Source organism: Pseudomonas sp. Pseusp21 (genome assembly GCF_059492145.1).
Genome location: NZ_CP168520.1, coordinates 5,493,930 through 5,512,252, shown reverse-complemented (window position 1 = coordinate 5,512,252; position 18,323 = coordinate 5,493,930). Strand labels below are relative to the sequence as shown.

The window sequence follows — 18,323 nt, the reverse complement described above, 5'->3', positions numbered from 1 at the left end:
TAATCTTTAAGCGACTATGCGCGCCCCGCTATAGTCGCTGGCAAATGGCCTTATCATTGTCAAAAACACCCCCACAGAACAAGGAATGCGCAGTGAAAAAACTCTTTGGCGCCTCACTTCTCGCCGCAGGTCTTGCCTTCGGCAGCGTGGCTCAGGCCGCACCGACCCTGCTCAACGTGTCCTACGACGTGATGCGCGATTTCTACAAGGACTACAACACTGCGTTCCAGAAACACTGGCAGGCCGAACACAACGAAAACATCACCGTGCAGATGTCTTTCGGCGGTTCGAGCAAGCAAGCCCGTTCGGTGATCGACGGCCTGCCGGCTGACGTCATTACCATGAACATGGCCACCGACATCAACGCCCTGGCCGACAACGGTCAACTGGTGCCGAAGGACTGGGTCACCCGCCTGCCAAACAACAGTGCGCCATTCACCTCGGCCACCGTGTTCATCGTGCGCAAAGGCAACCCGAAAGCCCTGAAAGACTGGCCGGACCTGCTCAAGGACGGCGTGCAGGTGATCGTGCCGAACCCGAAAACTTCGGGCAACGGCCGCTACACCTACCTGTCCGCCTGGGGCTACGTCCTGAAAAACGGCGGTGACGAGAACAAGGCCAAAGACTTCGTCGGCAAGCTGTTCAAACAGGCGCCGGTGCTGGATACCGGTGGCCGCGCCGCGACCACCACGTTCATGACCAACCAGATCGGCGACGTGCTGGTGACATTCGAAAACGAAGCCGAAATGATCGCCCGCGAGTTCGGCCGCGACCAGTTCGAAGTCATCTACCCAAGCGTCTCCGCCGAAGCCGAGCCGCCGGTGTCGGTGGTCGACAAAGTGGTCGAGAAGAAAGGCTCCCGCGCCGCTGCCGAGGAATACCTGAAGTTCCTGTGGTCGCCGCAAGGTCAGGAAATCGCGGCCGCCAACTACCTGCGTCCACGTGACCCGGCGGTACTGGCCAAGTACACCGACCGCTTCCCGAAAGTCGACTTCCTGTCGGTCGAGAAAACCTTCGGCGACTGGCGCACCGTGCAGAAGACCCACTTCAATGACGGCGGGATCTTCGACCAGATCTACAGCGGCCAGTAAGGTGTGAGCTGACATGAAAAAGGCGACCTGCAGAGGTCGCCTTTTTTGTGGGCCGCTACATGGGCGGCTTCACGCCATCCTTGCCGGCGGAGATGGACTGCGCGGTCAGCGTGCCGTCCGCGCTCTGGGTCACGAAGGTGACGATCTTCACCCCGACCTTGAGCAGGCTGCGATCACCCGGCGTCAGGTTGACGATCGGCACGTCCTCCGGCACCAGGATCTTCTGCTGGCCGCCCTTGTAGTTCACGGTCAGCACCCGGCCGTTGCTCACCACCAGATCGCCGACGCTGCCATTGGTCATGCTGCTGCCCTTGGCCAGGTCGAACGGCCGATGACCATCGCCGCTGCCGGCCAGCTCCGGCGGGAACACGTGAACCTCCAGCGCCTTGAGCGTGCCATCCTCCTGGGGAATGGCGGCCGAACCGATGTAGCTGCCGGGCTTGATGTCTTCGATATTGGCCAGGGTGACCGCGCGGACCTTGGTGTCCGGGGTCAACTGGATCACGACGTTTTCACCGCTGTTGACGTGAACCTTGAGCGAGTCGGCACTGACCCCGGTGATCTCGCCGCGCACACCCATGCGCATGCCGGGCGCTTCGGCGGCCTGCACAGCAGTGGCGCCGAGCAGACTGATCAGGACAATGGTTGTGGTGTGGCGAAGCAACTGACGAAACATCGCAATCCTCCGTTGATGAATGTTGAAACCCGGTCACAACATAAGCACGCTATCGAACAAGATGTAAGTGAATGTATCATCGACGCTCAACGGTCGGACGCAAGGTTCGCCGATGAACAATGGATTGTTCGGCGCCACCTGTTCCGCAACGGAATAACTGATATCGATCAGAAGCCTCTACTGCCGGCTCGGCCCGTCCCTTAGCCTCACCGCATTCCTTTTCGCTGGATCGAGAAACCCTATGACCGCCACAACTCACACAATGACCCGAGGCATGGTGCTGCTGTTCGCTTTCTGCTGCGGCGCCATCGTTGCCAACATCTACTACGCCCAGCCGATCATCGGCCTGATCGCGCCGGATATCGGTCTGAGCGACACCATGGCCAGTTTCATCGTGTCGCTGACCCAGATCGGCTATGCGCTGGGCCTGTTCTTCCTGGTGCCGCTGGCGGATCTGCTGGAAAACCGCCGCCTGATGATCATCACCACCGTGGTGGCGATTGCCAGCCTGCTCGGCGCGGCGTTTACCGATCAACCGAATGTGTTCCTGCTGATTTCGTTGCTGGTGGGGTTCAGCTCGGTGTCGGTGCAGGTGTTGATTCCATTGGCGGCGCATCTGGCGCCGGAAGAATCCCGTGGCCGGGTGGTCGGCGGGATCATGGGCGGTTTGCTGCTGGGGATTCTGCTGGCGCGTCCGGTGTCGAGCGTGGTCGCCGACCATCTCGGCTGGCGGGCGATGTTCATGATCGCCGCAGCCTTGATGGCGGCGATCAGCGTGGTGCTGGCGTTGACCGTGCCCAAGCGCCAGCCGGATCACAGCGCCTCCTACGGCCAGTTGCTGGGTTCGTTGTGGACGCTGCTGCGCAAACAACCGGTGCTGCGTCAGCGGGCGTTTTACCAGGCTTGCATGTTCGCCACGTTCAGCCTGTTCTGGACCGCCGTGCCGCTGGAACTGGCGCGCAACCATGGCCTGTCCCAGAGTGAAATCGCGATCTTCGCCCTGGTCGGCGCAATCGGTGCCATCGCCGCCCCGATCAGCGGACGCCTGGCCGATGCCGGCCACACCCGCATCGCCTCGTTGCTGGCCATGCTGTTCGCCAGCCTGAGCTTCCTGCCCGCCTTCATCCACCCGGCCTACAGCGTGATCGGCCTGGCCGTGACCGGTGTGGTGCTCGACTTCTGCGTACAGATGAACATGGTGCTCGGCCAGCGCGCGGTCTACTCCCTCGATGCCAAAAGCCGCGGCCGCCTCAACGCGCTGTACATGACCAGCATCTTCGTCGGCGGCGCCTTCGGCTCGTCGGTAGCCAGTGCGGTGTACGAGCATGGCGGCTGGTTGTGGATCGTGATTGTTGGCAGCGCGTTCCCGCTGCTGGCGCTGGTGCGGTTTTTGAGTGCTTCGCAGAAGCCTGTTCTGGCTACGGCCTAAAATCTGAAAAGCACTGCCGGATCGCTGATCCGACAGTGCTCGAGGCTTAATGCCGGACCAGCTTTTCCATGGCGGCATCCGCCAAAAAAGAGGAACGGCTTTTGACATTGTGCTCACGCACATAGCGGTCGATCCGCTGGATGACATAGCCGGGCAACGTCACGTTGACCTTTTCGGTCTTGCCCATGTACGGCGAGATGTCCAGTTCGAGCATGCCCCAGCCCATGTCGGCAAACTCCGGGTTGTTGCGATGGGTGGCCGCCGAGGTCGGCATCGGAATCGAGTCGCCATCGGCCGCGATCTCCTGCAGCATGATGTGGGCAATCTCGACGGCCGCGTTGTAGGCATCCTCAAACGTATCCCCGGCAGTAATCGCGCCGGGAATATCGGGATATCTGAATCCCGATGGCGGTGTTCTCGTCACCCCACTCGATGCAGATTGGGTATTGCATTGTGAAATTGCCTCGCCCATTAAAGTAACTCTAGAGATACCTTTAGTAGCCTGCGGAAGGTTGTGACACAACGTTGGTTGTTCTGCAGGATGTTTTGACTATCTGTCGGCGGTGTTTCCGACGAGTAGGCTGGCCAGTGTCAAGGCGCGGGCGTTCGTTGAATATGTGCAGGGGTTGTCGGCGAAAAGCCATAAAACTCCTACTCGTTTCGTTTATTGCGATTTTCGCTTATTTCGAATAACGTTCCGGCATTCCTCATTTCCAAAGCCGGACTCGCCATGTCGACCGTTATTCATCCCTCCATCAGCCTCCCCGTAGAACGCGAAGTAAAAGCCGCCATTGAAGGGCAGCGTGCCCTGGCGGCATACCTCGCGACCCATTTCGAGACTCAGCACATCCAGATTTTCGACGAGCAGAACGAAGCTCATCGCGTCGAACTGCCCACCTCGGCCCTGCGCTTGCTGATCGACATTCTGGCGGAACTGGCAGCCGGCAACGCGGTGCAGGTCGTACCGGTGCATGCCGAATTGACGACCCAGGAAGCCGCGGACCTCCTCAACGTCTCACGTCCACACCTCATAAAACTGCTGGAAAGCGGCGAGTTGTCCTACCACAAAACAGGCAAGCACCGACGCGTGCGTTTTGCCGATCTGATGGACTATAAGACCCGGCGCACCACCGCCAGCGAGCAGGCAATGGCGCTTCTCGCAGAGCAAGCTCAGGCGTTAAGGACAGGATACGAGTGAGGCATTCCTCTTTTACCGCTTTATATGATGCATGCGTCTTGTACCCTGCCCCCTTGAGAGACTTCCTCATGTGGCTTGCCCTCTCGGGGCGATTTCGGGCGCGATGGACCCAGGAGATTCACTGCGAATGGAAACGCAATCTGTTGAAGAACCGTCCTGACCTGACGATGGAACAGCTGGATCGTACGTCCGGCCTGATGGATCAAGCGATACCCGACGCCTGTGTCCATGACTATGAAGACCTGATTGCCGGCCTCACCTTGCCCGACTGCGATGATCGCCATGTTCTGGCGGCGGCCATCCGCTGCGGCGCAAGTGTGATAGTGACCTTCAACCAGAAAGACTTTCCCTGCAAAACGCTAGAGCCTTTCGGCATCGAGGCGCAGCATCCGGACGAGTTCGTCGACAACCTCTTGGGGCTTGATCCGGCAGCAGTGGTTGCTGCGGCCCAAAAGCAGCGTCGGCAGCTGAAAATGCCTGCCATGGACGTCGAACCTTTTCTTGATCTACTGCAACGACAAGGCCTGGTTAAATCAGTCCAGGCACTCCGCGGCTATCACGCAATCCTTTGAAAGCTCATTACCCCCACACAGCAAAACGGCGATCCAAAGATCGCCGTTTTTCATTACTGCCCGAACTGCTTGCCCAGTCCCGCCGGTACGCCGTGGATGTTGGTTTCTTCCCACGGGCCGTTGGGGCTGATCGAGCGGCTCCAGCCGTTGTTCCAGCGGTAGTAGGTGCGCTGACGGTAGAAGGTGTTGGTCTGGTCGTCGAGCACGTAAACGCCCAGTTTCTGGTCCCAGTGGCTGTTGCCGCCCGGTGGTGGGGCGAAGCTGGCGGAGGTGCGCGGGACAGGTTTGGCGGGTTTGGCCGGGATGCCCGGCTTGCTCGGCGTCGGGCTGGTCGACGGGGTCGGGCTGGGTTGTGACGGTGGGATCGGCGGCAGCCGTGTGGTGGGCTCCGGTCGTTGCACCGCACATGCGCTCAAGCCCAGGGCCAGTGTGAGGACTGTGATTCGGGCGATGGCGTTCATGGCGGTGCTTTCCTGTTGGTTCCGGCTATTTGTCCGGGCTGTCGATGGTCAGTGTCTGCGGCGCGGTGGTGCTGCTGGCCAGAGGCCCGCTGCGACCGACCCACTCACCGGCGGTCGGCTGACCGGCACGGGAGATGCGCGCAACCAGTTGGACTTCGGGGAAGTTCGACAGTTTCAATTGCGGCATCATCGCGTCGGCATCACCCAGTTCGACGGTCACCGGCAGATCGGCGACGGTCAGGCGCTTGGCCGCCAGCGGTGCCGGCGGGCCCGAGGTGGCGCGGGCAAAAATGAATACGCTGTCACCCGGTTGCACTTTGGCTTTGAGCTCGCTGGCCAGATCCACACGCACTTTCAACAACGCCGCCGCTTTCGCCGCCGGTGCCTGGGCGACCTTGCCGCCGCTGGCCTGCAGTTTTTCGGTGGCGCGGGTGATACCACCCTGCAGAGCCTCGCGGGATTTGTCCTGTGGTGGCAGTTGCGCCAGCAGACGGTTCCAGTAGTCGATGGCCTCCTGATAACGCTCGCCTTCGAACGCGGCGATGCCCAGCAGGCCGAGACTGGTGACTTCTTTCGGATCGGCTTTCAGCGCTTCATCGGTCAGAGCCTGAACCTTGTCCGACCATTTTTTGTTGTCGGCGAAGTATTGGGCCTGCGCCCACTGGCCGAGCAGTTCCGGCTGACGACCGGCCAGATTGACGGCACGCTCGAACATCTTCGCCGCATCAGCCGGACGATCCTGGGCCATGTAAGTGCGACCGAGGAAATACACGCCTTCAGCCGAATCCGGCTGCGCAGCGACTGCGCGTTCCAGACGCTGAGTCATCTCTTCCATCGACTGCGGCGCCTGGGCGAATTCCCGGGTCAGTTCGACCTTGTCGCTCGCGCCAAAGTGCAGGTACAAACCGAGGCCCAACACCGGCACCAGCACGGCTGCCAGCAATGGCAACGGCTTGCCCAGACGCGAAACCCGCGCCGGCGCCACACCTTCGGTGTCGGCCAACAGTTCCCGGGCCGCTTCGGCGCGGCCGCTGTCCATTTGCGCGGCGTCGAGCACGCCTTCCGCCTGCTGCGATTGCAGCTCGGCGACGCGTTCCTGATACAGCGCGACGTTGAGAGCGGTTCGATCCTCTTCACGCTGGGCGCGACGTTCGCGCAGAACGGGGATCAACAGAAAACTCAGGGCGACCAGAAGCAACAGCCCTGCGGCAAGCCAGAAATCAATCATTCTTGGTTTTTATCCAACAGTTGGTCGAGGCGCTGACGCTCTTCAGGAGACAGCGATTGCGGCGTCTCGGCGCGCTGCCCGCGACGGCGGCGGACGATCACCGCGATCACCACGAACCCACCCAGCAACAGGCCGGCCGGGCCGAACCAGAGCAAAGCGGTCTTGGCATTGAGCGCCGGTTTGTAGCGGACGAAATCACCGTAGCGGTCGACCATGAAGTCGATGATCTGCTGATTGTCCTTGCCCTCGCCGAGCATGCGGAAAATCTCTTTGCGCAGGTCGGCGGCAATCGGCGCGTTGGAGTCGGCGATGTCCTGGTTCTGGCACTTGGGGCAGCGCAGTTCCTTGGTCAGCTCGCGGAAACGCTCGCGATCGCCTTCTTTGGCGAACTCGTAGGTGTCGATGGCCGCGTGGGCCACGCCGGCCAGGCTCAAGCCCAGCACCATGGCGGCTAAAAAGCGCTTCATGGCTTGGCCTCGTCGACCAGCGCCTGATACTTGGCCGCCAGTTTTTCCCGCCAGACCTGCTCGTCGATCACCCCGACGTACTTGTCGCGGATGATGCCCTTGGCGTCGATGAAGAAGGTTTCCGGCGCGCCATAGACACCCAGGTTCAGGCCCAGCGAGCCTTCGTCGTCGCGGATGTCCAGTTGATACGGATTGTGGAATTCGGCCAGCCACTTCAACGCATCGGCGTTGGTGTCCTTGTAATTGATGCCGTAGATCACCACGCCGCGCTCGGCGAGTTTGTTCAGCACCGGGTGCTCGACCCGGCAGGAAATGCACCAGGTGCCCCAGACGTTGACCAGTGCCGGTTTGCCGAGAATGTCGGACTTGGTCAGGGTCTTGTCGCCCTGCACCGCCGGCAGCGAAAACTCCGGAAACGGTTTGCCGATCATCGCCGACGGCAGCTCCGCCGGATCCAGGTACAGACCGCGATAAAGGAATACGGCCACCAGCAGGAAAATCGCCAATGGCACCAGCATCAACCAACGTCTCATGCAGCGGCTCCTTCCATGCCCAGCGCTTCACGCACGCGGGCTTTGACCTTCATTCGATAACGCCGATCCAGCGCCGCCAGCAGACCACCGAAACCGGTCAGCAGACCGCCGAACCAGATCCAGCGCACAAACGGTTTCACATGCACCCGCACCGCCCAGGCGCCATCGCCCAGCGGTTCGCCCAGGGCGACGTATAGGTCGCGGGTGAAACCGGCGTCGATCCCGGCCTCGGTCATCACCGAGTTCTGCACGGTGTACAGACGTTTTTCCGGGTGCAGCACGCTGATTTCCTGACCGTTGCGGATCACCCGGACGGTGCCCTTGTCGGAGGTGAAGTTCGGGCCTTCGAAATGTTTGGCGCCTTCGAACACGAACTGATAACCGGCCAGGTCCATCGACTCGCCCGGCGCCAGGCGCAGGTCACGCTCGGCACTGTTCTGGCTCGACAACACCACGCCCAGCGCACAGACGGCGATACCGAGGTGGGCGATCTGCATGCCCCAGTAACTGCGGGTCAGGGTCGGCAGGCCTTTGATCAGACCTTTGTGGCGGGTCTTGTCGAAGATGTCGCGCACGCCGGCCAGCAACACCCAGGCCGCGAGCAGGAACGTCGCGATGACGGCCCAGTTGAAATCGCCGTAAGCGACACCGGCCACCACCGCCAGGGCAACGCTGCCCAGCAGCACCGGGGTCAGCATGCTGACCAGCCATTTCACCGGCGTGTCTTTCCAGCGCACGATCACGCCGACTGCCATCACCAGCATCAACAGCGCCATCAACGGAATGAACAACGCGTTGAAGTACGGCGGGCCGACCGACAGCTTGGCGCCGCTGATCGCATCAAGAATCAGCGGATACAGGGTGCCGAGCAGGATCATCGACGCCGCCACCACCAGCACCAGGTTATTGCCCAGCAGCAGGGTTTCTCGCGACCACAGATTGAAACCGACCTGGCTCTTGACCACCGGGGCGCGCAGCGCAAACAGGGTCAGCGAACCACCGACCACGAACAGCAGGAAGATCAGGATGAACACGCCGCGCTCAGGATCCGAAGCAAACGCGTGCACCGAGGTCAGCACGCCGGAACGCACGAGGAAAGTGCCGAGCAGGCTCAGGGAGAACGCGGCAATCGCCAGCAACACCGTCCAGCTCTTGAACACGCCACGTTTCTCGGTGACCGCCAGCGAGTGAATCAACGCCGTGCCCACCAGCCATGGCATGAATGAGGCGTTTTCCACCGGGTCCCAGAACCACCAGCCGCCCCAGCCGAGTTCGTAGTAAGCCCACCACGAACCGAGGGTGATGCCGATGCCGAGGAAAGCCCAGGCGACGATGGTCCACGGACGCGACCAACGTGCCCACGCCGCATCGAGACGACCGCCGAGCAGTGCGGCGATGGCAAACGCGAAGGCCACCGAGAAACCGACGTAACCCATGTAGAGCATCGGCGGATGGACGATCAGGCCGATGTCCTGCAGCAATGGGTTGAGGTCACGACCGTCGGCCGGGATCTGCGGCAGGATCCGCGAAAACGGGTTCGAGGTGAGGATCAGAAACAGCAGGAAACCGGTGCTGATCATGCCCATCACCGCCAGCACGCGGGCGAGCATGACTTGCGGCAGTTGCCGGGAGAACACCGACACCGCGAAGGTCCAGCCGCCGAGGATCAACGCCCACAGCAGCAGCGACCCTTCGTGGGCGCCCCACACCGCGCTGAACTTGTAGTACCACGGCAAAGCACTGTTGGAGTTCATCGCGACGTAAGCCACGGAGAAATCGTCGGTCATGAACGCATAGGTCAGGCAACCGAAGGCGAATAGCAGGAATGCGAACTGCCCCCACGCCGCCGGTTGGGCGAGGCCCATCCACAGACGGTCGCCGCGCCAGGCACCGAGCAACGGCACCACGGCCTGCACCAGCGCGAAACACAGCGCCAGAATCATGGCCAGATGGCCCAGTTCAGGAATGAAAATGCTGGATGTCATCGATCAACCCTCCTTCGCAGGGGTTGGCGCGGATTGACCGCTGTCCTTCAGGGCCTTGGTCACTTCCGGCGGCATGTATTTTTCGTCGTGCTTGGCCAGCACTTCATCGGCAACCACCACGCCGTCGGCGTTGAGCTTGCCCAGCGCGACGATGCCCTGCCCTTCGCGGAACAGGTCCGGCAGGATCCCGCGATAGGTGATGGTCACGGACTTGTTGAAGTCGGTGACCACGAATTTGACGTCCAGCGAATCCGTGGAGCGTTGCAGCGAGCCCTTCTCGACCATGCCGCCGGCGCGGATGCGGGTGTCCTGCGGCGCTTCGCCGTTGGCGATCTGGGTCGGGGTGTAAAACAGGTTGATGTTCTGCTGCAGGGCGCTCAGGGCCAGGCCGACGGCAGCGCCGACCCCGACCAGAATTGCCAGGATGATGATCAGACGCTTTTTACGCAGCGGATTCACTTGCCGTTCTCCCGGCGCAGACGACGCGCCTCTTGTTGCAGATAGCGCTTGCGGGCCGCGATCGGCGCCGCCACGTTGAGGATCAGTACCGCCAGACAGATGCCGTAGGCCGACCAGACATACAGGCCGTGATGGCCCATGGCGAGGAAGTCGCCGAATGACGCGAAACTCATCGAGCGGCCTCCAGGCTGTTCTGCACTTCTTCTTTCACCCAACTGGCGCGGGCTTCGCGCTTGAGCACTTCAAGGCGCATGCGCAGCAACAGCACGGCGCCGAAGAAACAGTAGAAACCCAGCACCGTCAGCAGCAGCGGCAGCCACATTTCGACGGGCATCGCCGGTTTTTCGGTGAGGGTGAAGGTCGCGCCCTGGTGAAGGGTGTTCCACCACTCCACCGAGTATTTGATGATCGGGATGTTGATCACGCCGACGATGGCCAGCACCGCGCAGGCCTTGGCGGCGCTGTCGCGATTGCTGATGGCGTTGCCCAGGGCGATCACGCCGAAATACAGGAACAGCAGAATCAGCATCGAGGTCAGACGCGCGTCCCAGACCCACCACGAACCCCAGGTCGGTTTGCCCCAGATCGCTCCGGTGACCAGCGCCACGGCGGTCATCCAGGCACCGATCGGCGCGGCGCATTGCAGGGCGACGTCGGCCAGTTTCATCTTCCACACCAGCCCGACCACACCGCACACCGCCAGCATCACGTAGATCGACTGAGCGAGCATCGCGGCGGGAACGTGGATATAGATGATGCGAAAGCTGTTGCCTTGCTGATAGTCCGGCGGCGCGAAGGCCAGGCCCCAGATGACGCCAACGCAGATCAGCAACAACGCGGCGAGGCTCAACCACGGCAAAAACTTGCTGCTGATGCCGTAGAACCACTTGGGCGAGCCGAGCTTGTGAAACCAGGTCCAGTTCATACTGTTTCCATCACGGGTGCCGCTCATCGGTGTGAGCAGTCTCAGGGTCTTTGCTGGTTAAATTTTAACCAGACCTCATTATTCGCCGACGCTGATCTTCAGGCCAGCCGCTATTGCAAAAGGTGTCAGGGTTATCGCCAGGGCGGTCAGGCTGCCAAGCCACAACAGATAACCAAGCGCCGGCATGCCCTGCAACGCCGCCTGCAAGGCGCCACTGCCGAGGATCAACACCGGGATGTACAACGGCAGAATCAGCAGCGCCAGCAACAGGCCTCCGCGTTTCAGACCGACCGTCAGCGCCGCGCCCACCGCGCCGAGCAAGCTCAGCACCGGTGTTCCCAGCAGCAACGAAAGCAGCAATACCGGCAGACACGCAGCCGGCAACCCGAGCATCAACGCCAGTAACGGCGAGAGCAAAACCAGTGCCAGCCCGGAAAAAAGCCAGTGTGCCAGCACCTTGGCCAATACCAGAAGTGGCAGGGGGTGCGGCGAAAGGACCCACTGTTCAAGGGAGCCATCTTCGAAATCACTGCGGAAAAGCCCGTCCAGCGAGAGCAGGACCGACAACAGTGCCGCCACCCAGACTAACCCCGGGGACAAGTTTTGCAATACTTGAGTTTCCGGTCCGACGGCCAGCGGGAACAGCGCGATGACGATGGCGAAGAAAATCAGCGGATTGGCCAGCTCCGCCGGGCGGCGGAACAGCAGTCGGGACTCACGGGCAACCAGCAGGCCGAACACACTCATACCGCCCAATTCCCCAGGTCGATGTCGCGATAACCGGCCGGCATCCGGCTCAGCGTGTGGTGGGTGGTGAGCACCACCAGCCCTCCCCGTTCGCAGTGCCCGGCCAGGTGTTCTTCAAGCTGTGCCACGCCCTGTTTGTCCAGCGCAGTGAACGGTTCATCGAGAATCCACAACGGCGGGCTATCGAGATACAACCGCGCCAGCGCCACGCGGCGCTGCTGGCCGGCGGACAGGCTGTGGCAGGGAACATCCTCGAAACCACGCAATCCAACCGCCGCCAGGGCCTGCCAGATCGCGTCGCGTTCGGCGGGTTGATGCAGGGCGCAGAGCCAGGCGAGATTTTCTTCCGGGGTGAGCAAGTCCTTGATCCCGGCAGCATGGCCGATCCACAGCAGGTTGCGCGCCAGTTCGCTGCGTTGCTCGCCCAGTGGCTTGCCGTTGAGCAATACCTGGCCATCGGTCGGCTGCATCAGACCGGCCAGCAAACGCAGCAAACTGGTCTTGCCGCTGCCGTTGGGGCCGCTGATCTGCACCATATCGCCACTGGCCAGTCTCAATTCGAGATTGTCGAAGAGCAGTCTGAGATCACGTTCACACGCGAGGGCGACGGTTTGCAGGACAGGACTGGTCAAGGGATCACGGGCCTTATACGGTTCAAGTCGGCTCTGGCGCGGCCGTTAAAGAGTTGCAGCATAAATGCAATGACGGCTCAATCCAGAGAGCTGCGTCAAACAATTGCTATGTTTTTTGAACGAATGGAAGGACGGGCGGCATTATACATGGCGTCCCCCGCTCTCCCGAGTGCATTTTCCTCAGGTTGTGTCCGCGTATGACAGGCGAAATGAACATCCTCCCGCTCCCGCCCACCGCCCCGGCGACCGTTCGCCCGCAGGTGGGTGAGCTGCTGAAGTTGCTGACGCCGGTCGACGGGCTGATTGCCGCCGGCCAGAGCGCCAAGGCCGAGGTGTTGTCGCTCAAGCAGGCGGATCAGACCTTTCAATTGCTGCTCAAGGTGACGCTGGACAGCGGCCGTCAGACCACCGTGCAGGCGACCAGCAATCTGCCGCTGCCCCAGGGAACCAGTCTGGCGATCACCCAGCCGTCAGCGGGCAATCTGGCGATCACCGTGCAACAGGCCATCGCCAGCAGCGTCGCCACCCTCACCCGCATCGACACCGCGCAATTGCCGGTTGGCACGCTGCTGCAAGGCAAGGTGCTGACGGCTCAGACCTTGCCGCAGGTGCCGGGGCAGCCGACCGTATACCGCTCGATGGTCAGCCTGCTCAACACCGCGTTGAGCGGCAGCACCTTGACCATCGACAGCCCGCAACCGCTGCGCATCGGCACCCTGCTGTCGGCGCTGGTGCAGGACTCGCAGACCCTGAAGTTTCTGCCGCTGAGCAATCGCCAGGAACAACTGGCGGTCAGCCAGCAGCTGGTCAGCCAGCAAAGCCGTCAGGGCTCCCTCGACGGCTTGCTGAAAATGCTCCAGAGCCTGCCCCCCGCCACCGATCAGACGTCCCAGGATTTGCGCGCCGCCGTGGACAAACTGCTCGCCAACCTGCCGGACGTGCAGCAACTGAGCACCCCAAAAGGTCTGGCCCAGGCGCTGGCCAACAGCGGTGTGTTCCTCGAAACCAAACTGCTGACCGGGCAGAACCCGACGCTGGCCCCGGACATGAAAGCCGATCTGCTCAAGCTGATCGCCCAACTCACCCCCGGCCTGCCCGGCAACACCAACCTGAATGCGATCATCGCCGCCAACACCCTGGCTCAGGCATTGCCGAGCTTTGTGCGCAACGCCCTCGGCATGCTCGGTCAGGTCAGCGCAAAACCGGTGCCGAGCAGTTTCCCGTTGCCCGAGCGACTGCTGCAAAGCCTGGAAGGTGAAGGCGATCTGGAGCATTTGCTGCGCCTCGCCGCAGCCGCCGTGTCGCGCCTGCAAAGCCATCAGCTGTCGAGCCTGGAACAGACCGGCGTCACCGATGACGGTCGTCTGCTCAGCACCTGGCAGCTGGAAATCCCGATGCGCAACCTGCAGGACATCGTGCCGTTGCAGGTCAAGTTCCAGCGCGAAGAAGCACCGGAGAAACAGGAAGCGAACGAGCAGCGCCGCGATGAGCGCGAACCGAAGCAGCAACTGTGGCGCGTCGATCTGGCGTTCGACATGGAACCGCTGGGGCCGATGCAGATTCAGGCACAGTTGATCAGCGGCAGCCTGTCCAGTCAGTTGTGGGCCGAGCGGCCGTACACCGCGAGTCTGATCGAAAGCAACCTGACCGCCCTGCGTCAACGCCTGCTGGATTCCGGGCTGAACGTCGGCGACCTCGACTGCCACCTCGGCACCCCGCCGCAAGGCATCCAAACCCGCCTCGAACACCGCTGGGTCGACGAAACCGCATGAATGACACCACCGCTCCACGCCAGGCCATCGCCCTCAAATACGACGGCAGCCACGCCCCGACCCTTACCGCCAAGGGCGACGAAGAACTGGCCGAAGAAATCCTGCGGATCGCCCGCGACTGTGAAGTGCCGATCTACGAAAACGCCGAACTGGTGAAACTGCTGGCGCGAATGGAACTGGGCGACAGCATCCCCGAAGAGCTGTACCGCACGATCGCCGAGATCATCGCGTTTGCCTGGAACCTCAAGGGCAAGTTTCCGGCGGGACAGGACCCGGACGCACCGATGGTCGAGAAAGACGTCACCGAACGCGGCGACGATTACTGAAGGCAAAAAAAACGCAGCCATCGATGACTGCGATTTTTTTCGCTGATTGTTCCCACGCTCTGCGTGGGAACACCCGCCCGTGACGCTCTGCGTCACCCTTCACACGCGGAACGCGGAGCGTTCCAAGATGCATTCCCACGCAGACGGTTCGACGCCTCGACGTGGGAACGATCCAGGTGTGACGACTAGTTCTTGTGCAGCTTGCGCATCAACTCCGCCTCAGCCTGGGTCAACCCGCAGGACTGAGTCAGCTCATCGACACTCGCGCCCATCCCCACCAGTTTCGCCGCCTGGGCGAATGACAGGCTGGAAGGATCGCGCTGTTCGAGCTGGGAGAGTTTGTCCGGGATCGGACTGACCACCGCGCGCAGCTCGTGCAGGGCTTCGCCCATGCGCACGTTGCCGTTCTGGTAATCGTCGACACGTTTGGCCAGGTCCCTGATGCGCTGATCACGCAGCGCATCGCCCTGGGCCTGTTGCGCAGCGATCACGCGCTGCGCCTTGATGTACGCCAGAAACATCGCCAGCGTGCCTGCCCAGAACAGGAACAGGACAATGACCGCTACCTCGAGAATCAATCAGATGTTCTCCAGTTCCGACCACTCTTCTTCGCTCATCATCTTGTCCAGCTCGACCAGGATCAGCAACTCGTTGTTCTTGTTGCACACGCCCTGGATGAACTTGGCCGACTCTTCGTTACCGACGTTCGGTGCAGTCTCGATTTCCGACTGACGCAGGTAAACCACTTCCGCCACGCTGTCGACCATGATGCCCACGACCTGCTTGTCGGCTTCGATGATGACGATACGGGTGTTGTCGCTGATCTCACCGCTCATCAGGCCGAAGCGCTGACGGGTGTCGATCACGGTCACCACGTTGCCGCGCAGGTTGATGATGCCCAGCACGTAGCTTGGCGCACCCGGAACCGGAGCGATCTCGGTGTAGCGCAGGACTTCCTGAACGCGCATCACGTTGATGCCGTAGGTTTCGTTATCCAGCTTGAAGGTCACCCATTGCAGGATCGGATCTTCGGAACCCTTTGCCGCCGTAGCCTTGTCGTTCATACCCTAGCCCCTCGAAAAACCGCGCCTGGCGGTGTGTGTTTCGTTCGCCGGCATTTGAATGCCGGTACTGTCTTTATGTCGGTTTGTGGTTCGGCTTACTGCCGGACATGTGCTTTGCCCCACCGCTGGCGATCAACTCGGCCAGTGCGGAAACATCAAGCAAGGCGCACATGTGTTCAATCACCGTGCCGGCGAGCCATGGCCGCTGACCTCGGTGACTTCTCCATTTGATTTCATTCGGGTCCAGACGCAACGAGCGACTGACCTGATGCACCGCCAGGCCCCACTCGTAACCCTGCACCGAAATCACGTATTGCAGGCCCTGACGGAAGTCATCGCGGTAGCGATCCGGCATGACCCAGCGTGCGGTGTCCAGCACCTTCAGATTCCCGGCCTGGCTTGGCAGGATGCCGAGGAACCATTCCGGCTGACCGAACAGCGGCGTCAGCTCATGGCCGGCCAGCGAATAGATCGAGCCGAGGCACACCAGCGGCACCGCCAGCGTCAGCCCGGCCACGTCGAACAACAGGCATTCGAACGCTTCCGAAGCCCAGGCGGGACGACCGTCGGTTTCCACCGGTGGCGGCGTGTTGCTGGGTGGCAGATGCACTTCCACCAGTGGCGCAACCAAGGTCGGTTCGACCGGGGCTGGCGCAGGCGCTACAGGCTCGGGCTCTGGCGCCGCCGGAGCCTGTGGCGTTTGCAGAAGTTGGGTTTGCAGCAGCGGTGCCAGGGTCGATACCACGCGCACCGGCTCAGGCTCTTTGATCAACGTCGCAGGTGCCTTCGCTACCTCAGCGGCAGGCGCTGCAACCGGGGCGACCGGCCGGGTGGCTTTTTGCGCATCCCGGGCCTGCTCTTCAAGCACGGCGGCCTGGAATTCATCGAGCGCCGCAGCGGTCTCGATCACCTCGACCGGCGCTGCGATTTCCTGCTCGACCTCGTCCGTCACTTCCTGCAGCAAGCCGTCCAGATAGGACTGCAACGCCAGTTGCGGCTTGGACGTCAGCTTGATCGGCCGATTCATGCTCAGGCCACCTGCGGAACGAGTTGCTGCGCCAGCAGATGCTTGAGCAGCGCGCGGTAAGCCAGCACGCCACGGCTCTTGCCGTCGAACTGCGAAGGGGTGACACCGGCACGACTGGCGTCACGCAGACGGGTATCGACCGGGATGTAACCCTGCCAGATCTCGTCGGGGAATTTGTCGCGCAGCACGCGCAAGGTGCCCATCGACGCCTGGGTGCGGCGGTCGAACAGGGTCGGCACGATGCTGAACGGCAGCGCCTGTTTGCGCGAGCGGTTGATCATCGCCAGGGTGTTGACCATGCGCTCCAGGCCTTTGACGGCCAGGTGCTCGGTCTGCACCGGGATCACCAGTTGCTGACTGGCGGCCAGCGCGTTGACCATCAGCACGCCGAGCAATGGCGGGCTGTCGATGATCGCGTAATCGAAGTCCTGCCACAGCTGCGCCAGACTCTTGGCGATCACCAGACCCAGGCCACTCTGCCCCGGCGACTGGCGCTCGAGGGTGGCCAGCGCAGTGCTCGATGGCAACAGGGAAATGCGTTCGTCGCTGGTCGACAGCAGCAGTTGGCCCGGCAGGCCTTGCGGCACGCTGCCCTTGTGTAGAAACAGGTCGTAGTTACTGTGTTCCAGGCTGTCGGGGTCGTAACCGAAATAGCTGGTCATCGAGCCGTGCGGGTCGAGATCGACCACGACCACGCGCTTGCCCGCCTCTGCCAGCAAACCGGCTAAAGCGATGGAAGAAGTGGTTTTACCAACACCACCCTTTTGATTGGCGACTGCCCAGACTCTCATTCGGATCGTTCCTCCCGGCCGGGATACTCGGCCGAGACATGGTTCAGCGTATTAATGCGGGCGACGGAGAATTGACGGCACTCTCGCGTCCCGGCGTCTTGACCGGGGTCGGTGCAGTTTGTGTGCCAGCACGCTTCAACGCGGCGTCCGGTTGCGCATGAGCGGTTCCGGTGCCGGTGAGGCTGCGGCGCACATCGAGATTGCGCGACACCACCAGTACCACACGACGGTTTTTCGCCCGGCCTTCAGCGGTGGCGTTGTTGGCCACCGGCTGGAATTCGCCGTAGCCCACCGAGGCCAGGCGGCCAGGGTTCACACCCTGCATCGCCAGCATGCGCACGATGCTCGCCGAACGCGCCGAGGACAGTTCCCAGTTGGTCGGGTACTGCGCAGTGCGGATCGGTTGATCGTCGGTGAAGCCTTCGACGTGGATCGGGTTGTCGAACGGTTTGAGGATCGCCGCGACCTTGTCGATGATGTTGAACGCGATGTCGCTCGGCATCGCATCACCGCTGCCGAACAACAGGCTGGAGTTGAGTTCGATCTCGACCCAAAGCTCGTTGCCGCGCACGGTCATCTGGTTCGAGGAGATCAGGTCGCCGAACGCAGCGCTGATGTCATCGGCGATGCTTTTCAGCGGATCGCTGGCTCCGGCGATACCGGCGTCGACCTGTTCGGCGTCCTTGACCAGCGGCTTGGCCGGGGTAACGGTCTTCGGTCGTTCTTCGCCGATCGGAATCGGCTTGAGCGCGCGGTCGGAGTCGGTGAAGACCCCGATCAGCGCTTCGGAGATGATCTTGTACTTGCCTTCGTTGATCGACGAGATGGAGTACATCACCACGAAAAAGGCAAAGAGCAAGGTAATGAAGTCGGCGTAGGAAACCAGCCAGCGTTCATGGTTTACGTGCTCTTCATGCTGGCGACGACGTGCCATGAGGTC

At 61.8% G+C, this 18,323-nt stretch carries 22 protein-coding genes and 1 pseudogene; 6 read left to right on the top strand and 17 right to left on the bottom strand.

Going from position 1 to position 18,323, the window contains the following annotated elements; genetic code table 11:
• Positions 1-92 precede the first annotated feature (92 nt).
• Positions 93-1,091, top strand: coding sequence for a sulfate ABC transporter substrate-binding protein (locus ACEN93_RS25115; RefSeq protein ID WP_007959271.1), 999 nt, complete (start codon positions 93-95; stop codon positions 1,089-1,091).
• Positions 1,092-1,146: 55 nt separating this feature from the next.
• Here the strand turns inward: ACEN93_RS25115 and ACEN93_RS25110 are convergent, their stop codons facing one another.
• Complete coding sequence (locus tag ACEN93_RS25110; protein ID WP_074687551.1) at positions 1,147-1,767, bottom strand: DUF5666 domain-containing protein; 621 nt, start codon at positions 1,765-1,767, stop codon at positions 1,147-1,149.
• 241 nt (positions 1,768-2,008) lie between these two features.
• Here ACEN93_RS25110 and ACEN93_RS25105 point away from each other — a divergent pair, with 241 nt between their 5' ends.
• The gene (locus tag ACEN93_RS25105) at positions 2,009-3,196 is read left to right on the top strand and encodes an MFS transporter (protein WP_163974325.1); all 1,188 of its coding nucleotides are present in this window, start codon (positions 2,009-2,011) and stop codon (positions 3,194-3,196) included.
• Positions 3,197-3,242: 46 nt separating this feature from the next.
• On the opposite strand, the pseudogene ACEN93_RS25100 reads toward ACEN93_RS25105, so the two are convergent.
• Positions 3,243-3,648 (bottom strand): annotated as a pseudogene (locus ACEN93_RS25100) (type II toxin-antitoxin system HicB family antitoxin).
• A gap of 278 nt (positions 3,649-3,926) precedes the next feature.
• Here ACEN93_RS25100 and ACEN93_RS25095 point away from each other — a divergent pair.
• Complete coding sequence (locus ACEN93_RS25095; RefSeq protein ID WP_007959254.1) at positions 3,927-4,394, top strand: helix-turn-helix domain-containing protein; 468 nt, start codon at positions 3,927-3,929, stop codon at positions 4,392-4,394.
• Positions 4,391-4,966 carry a PIN domain-containing protein gene (locus ACEN93_RS25090; protein ID WP_039769753.1) on the top strand — a complete coding sequence of 192 codons (576 nt, stop codon included), beginning with the start codon at positions 4,391-4,393 and terminating at the stop codon, positions 4,964-4,966. Before ACEN93_RS25095 ends, ACEN93_RS25090 begins: the two co-directional genes overlap by 4 nt.
• Positions 4,967-5,019: 53 nt before the next feature.
• On the opposite strand, the gene ACEN93_RS25085 is transcribed toward ACEN93_RS25090, so the two are convergent.
• The 10 genes from ACEN93_RS25085 to ccmA all read right to left on the bottom strand — a co-directional run bounded on the left by ACEN93_RS25085 (position 5,020) and on the right by ccmA (position 12,403).
• Positions 5,020-5,427: a hypothetical protein gene (locus ACEN93_RS25085; RefSeq protein ID WP_039769751.1), complete on the bottom strand. Its 408-nt coding sequence runs from the start codon at positions 5,425-5,427 to the stop codon at positions 5,020-5,022.
• 25 nt (positions 5,428-5,452) lie between these two features.
• Complete coding sequence (gene ccmI / locus ACEN93_RS25080) at positions 5,453-6,655, bottom strand: c-type cytochrome biogenesis protein CcmI (protein WP_007959249.1); 1,203 nt, start codon at positions 6,653-6,655, stop codon at positions 5,453-5,455.
• Complete coding sequence (locus ACEN93_RS25075; RefSeq protein ID WP_011333089.1) at positions 6,652-7,122, bottom strand: cytochrome c-type biogenesis protein; 471 nt, start codon at positions 7,120-7,122, stop codon at positions 6,652-6,654. The genes ccmI and ACEN93_RS25075 overlap by 4 nt, the downstream gene beginning before the upstream one ends.
• Positions 7,119-7,655, bottom strand: a complete 537-nt coding sequence (locus ACEN93_RS25070) for a DsbE family thiol:disulfide interchange protein (RefSeq protein ID WP_039769747.1) — start codon at positions 7,653-7,655, stop codon at positions 7,119-7,121. Before ACEN93_RS25070 ends, ACEN93_RS25075 begins: the two co-directional genes overlap by 4 nt.
• Positions 7,652-9,640 (bottom strand): heme lyase CcmF/NrfE family subunit, encoded by a 1,989-nt coding sequence (locus tag ACEN93_RS25065; protein ID WP_490841892.1) that lies wholly within the window; start codon positions 9,638-9,640, stop codon positions 7,652-7,654. Before ACEN93_RS25065 ends, ACEN93_RS25070 begins: the two co-directional genes overlap by 4 nt.
• A gap of 3 nt (positions 9,641-9,643) precedes the next feature.
• A complete protein-coding gene (ccmE, locus tag ACEN93_RS25060) occupies positions 9,644-10,099 on the bottom strand; it encodes a cytochrome c maturation protein CcmE (RefSeq protein WP_011333086.1) in 456 nt (151 codons plus the stop codon).
• Entirely contained in the window at positions 10,096-10,272 is a 177-nt protein-coding gene (gene ccmD / locus ACEN93_RS25055; protein ID WP_011333085.1) for a heme exporter protein CcmD, read from the bottom strand. Before ccmD ends, ccmE begins: the two co-directional genes overlap by 4 nt.
• Entirely contained in the window at positions 10,269-11,024 is a 756-nt protein-coding gene (locus ACEN93_RS25050; protein WP_039769743.1) for a heme ABC transporter permease, read from the bottom strand. Before ACEN93_RS25050 ends, ccmD begins: the two co-directional genes overlap by 4 nt.
• Before the next feature lie 78 nt (positions 11,025-11,102).
• Positions 11,103-11,771, bottom strand: a complete 669-nt coding sequence (gene ccmB / locus ACEN93_RS25045) for a heme exporter protein CcmB (RefSeq protein WP_011333083.1) — start codon at positions 11,769-11,771, stop codon at positions 11,103-11,105.
• Entirely contained in the window at positions 11,768-12,403 is a 636-nt protein-coding gene (ccmA, locus tag ACEN93_RS25040; RefSeq protein ID WP_007959232.1) for a cytochrome c biogenesis heme-transporting ATPase CcmA, read from the bottom strand. The genes ccmB and ccmA overlap by 4 nt, the downstream gene beginning before the upstream one ends.
• A gap of 197 nt (positions 12,404-12,600) precedes the next feature.
• On the opposite strand from ccmA, the gene fliK reads away from it, so the two are divergent.
• Both fliK and ACEN93_RS25030 read left to right on the top strand, forming a co-directional pair.
• Positions 12,601-14,175 (top strand): flagellar hook-length control protein FliK, encoded by a 1,575-nt coding sequence (fliK, locus tag ACEN93_RS25035; protein WP_134334354.1) that lies wholly within the window; start codon positions 12,601-12,603, stop codon positions 14,173-14,175.
• On the top strand, positions 14,172-14,501 hold the full coding sequence (locus ACEN93_RS25030) for an EscU/YscU/HrcU family type III secretion system export apparatus switch protein (RefSeq protein WP_085666702.1): 330 nt from the start codon (positions 14,172-14,174) through the stop codon (positions 14,499-14,501). The genes fliK and ACEN93_RS25030 overlap by 4 nt, the downstream gene beginning before the upstream one ends.
• Before the next feature lie 185 nt (positions 14,502-14,686).
• Here the strand turns inward: ACEN93_RS25030 and ACEN93_RS25025 are convergent, their stop codons facing one another.
• From ACEN93_RS25025 to motD, 5 genes are all read right to left on the bottom strand, one after another.
• Complete coding sequence (locus ACEN93_RS25025) at positions 14,687-15,079, bottom strand: DUF2802 domain-containing protein (protein ID WP_039769738.1); 393 nt, start codon at positions 15,077-15,079, stop codon at positions 14,687-14,689.
• The gene (locus ACEN93_RS25020) at positions 15,080-15,565 is read right to left on the bottom strand and encodes a chemotaxis protein CheW (protein WP_007959223.1); all 486 of its coding nucleotides are present in this window, start codon (positions 15,563-15,565) and stop codon (positions 15,080-15,082) included.
• A 73-nt stretch (positions 15,566-15,638) separates the two neighbouring features.
• On the bottom strand, positions 15,639-16,592 hold the full coding sequence (locus tag ACEN93_RS25015) for a CheW domain-containing protein (protein ID WP_074687547.1): 954 nt from the start codon (positions 16,590-16,592) through the stop codon (positions 15,639-15,641).
• A gap of 2 nt (positions 16,593-16,594) precedes the next feature.
• On the bottom strand, positions 16,595-17,383 hold the full coding sequence (locus tag ACEN93_RS25010) for a ParA family protein (protein WP_007959220.1): 789 nt from the start codon (positions 17,381-17,383) through the stop codon (positions 16,595-16,597).
• 43 nt (positions 17,384-17,426) lie between these two features.
• Positions 17,427-18,317 carry a flagellar motor protein MotD gene (gene motD / locus ACEN93_RS25005; RefSeq protein WP_011333075.1) on the bottom strand — a complete coding sequence of 297 codons (891 nt, stop codon included), beginning with the start codon at positions 18,315-18,317 and terminating at the stop codon, positions 17,427-17,429.
• Positions 18,318-18,323 lie beyond the last annotated feature (6 nt).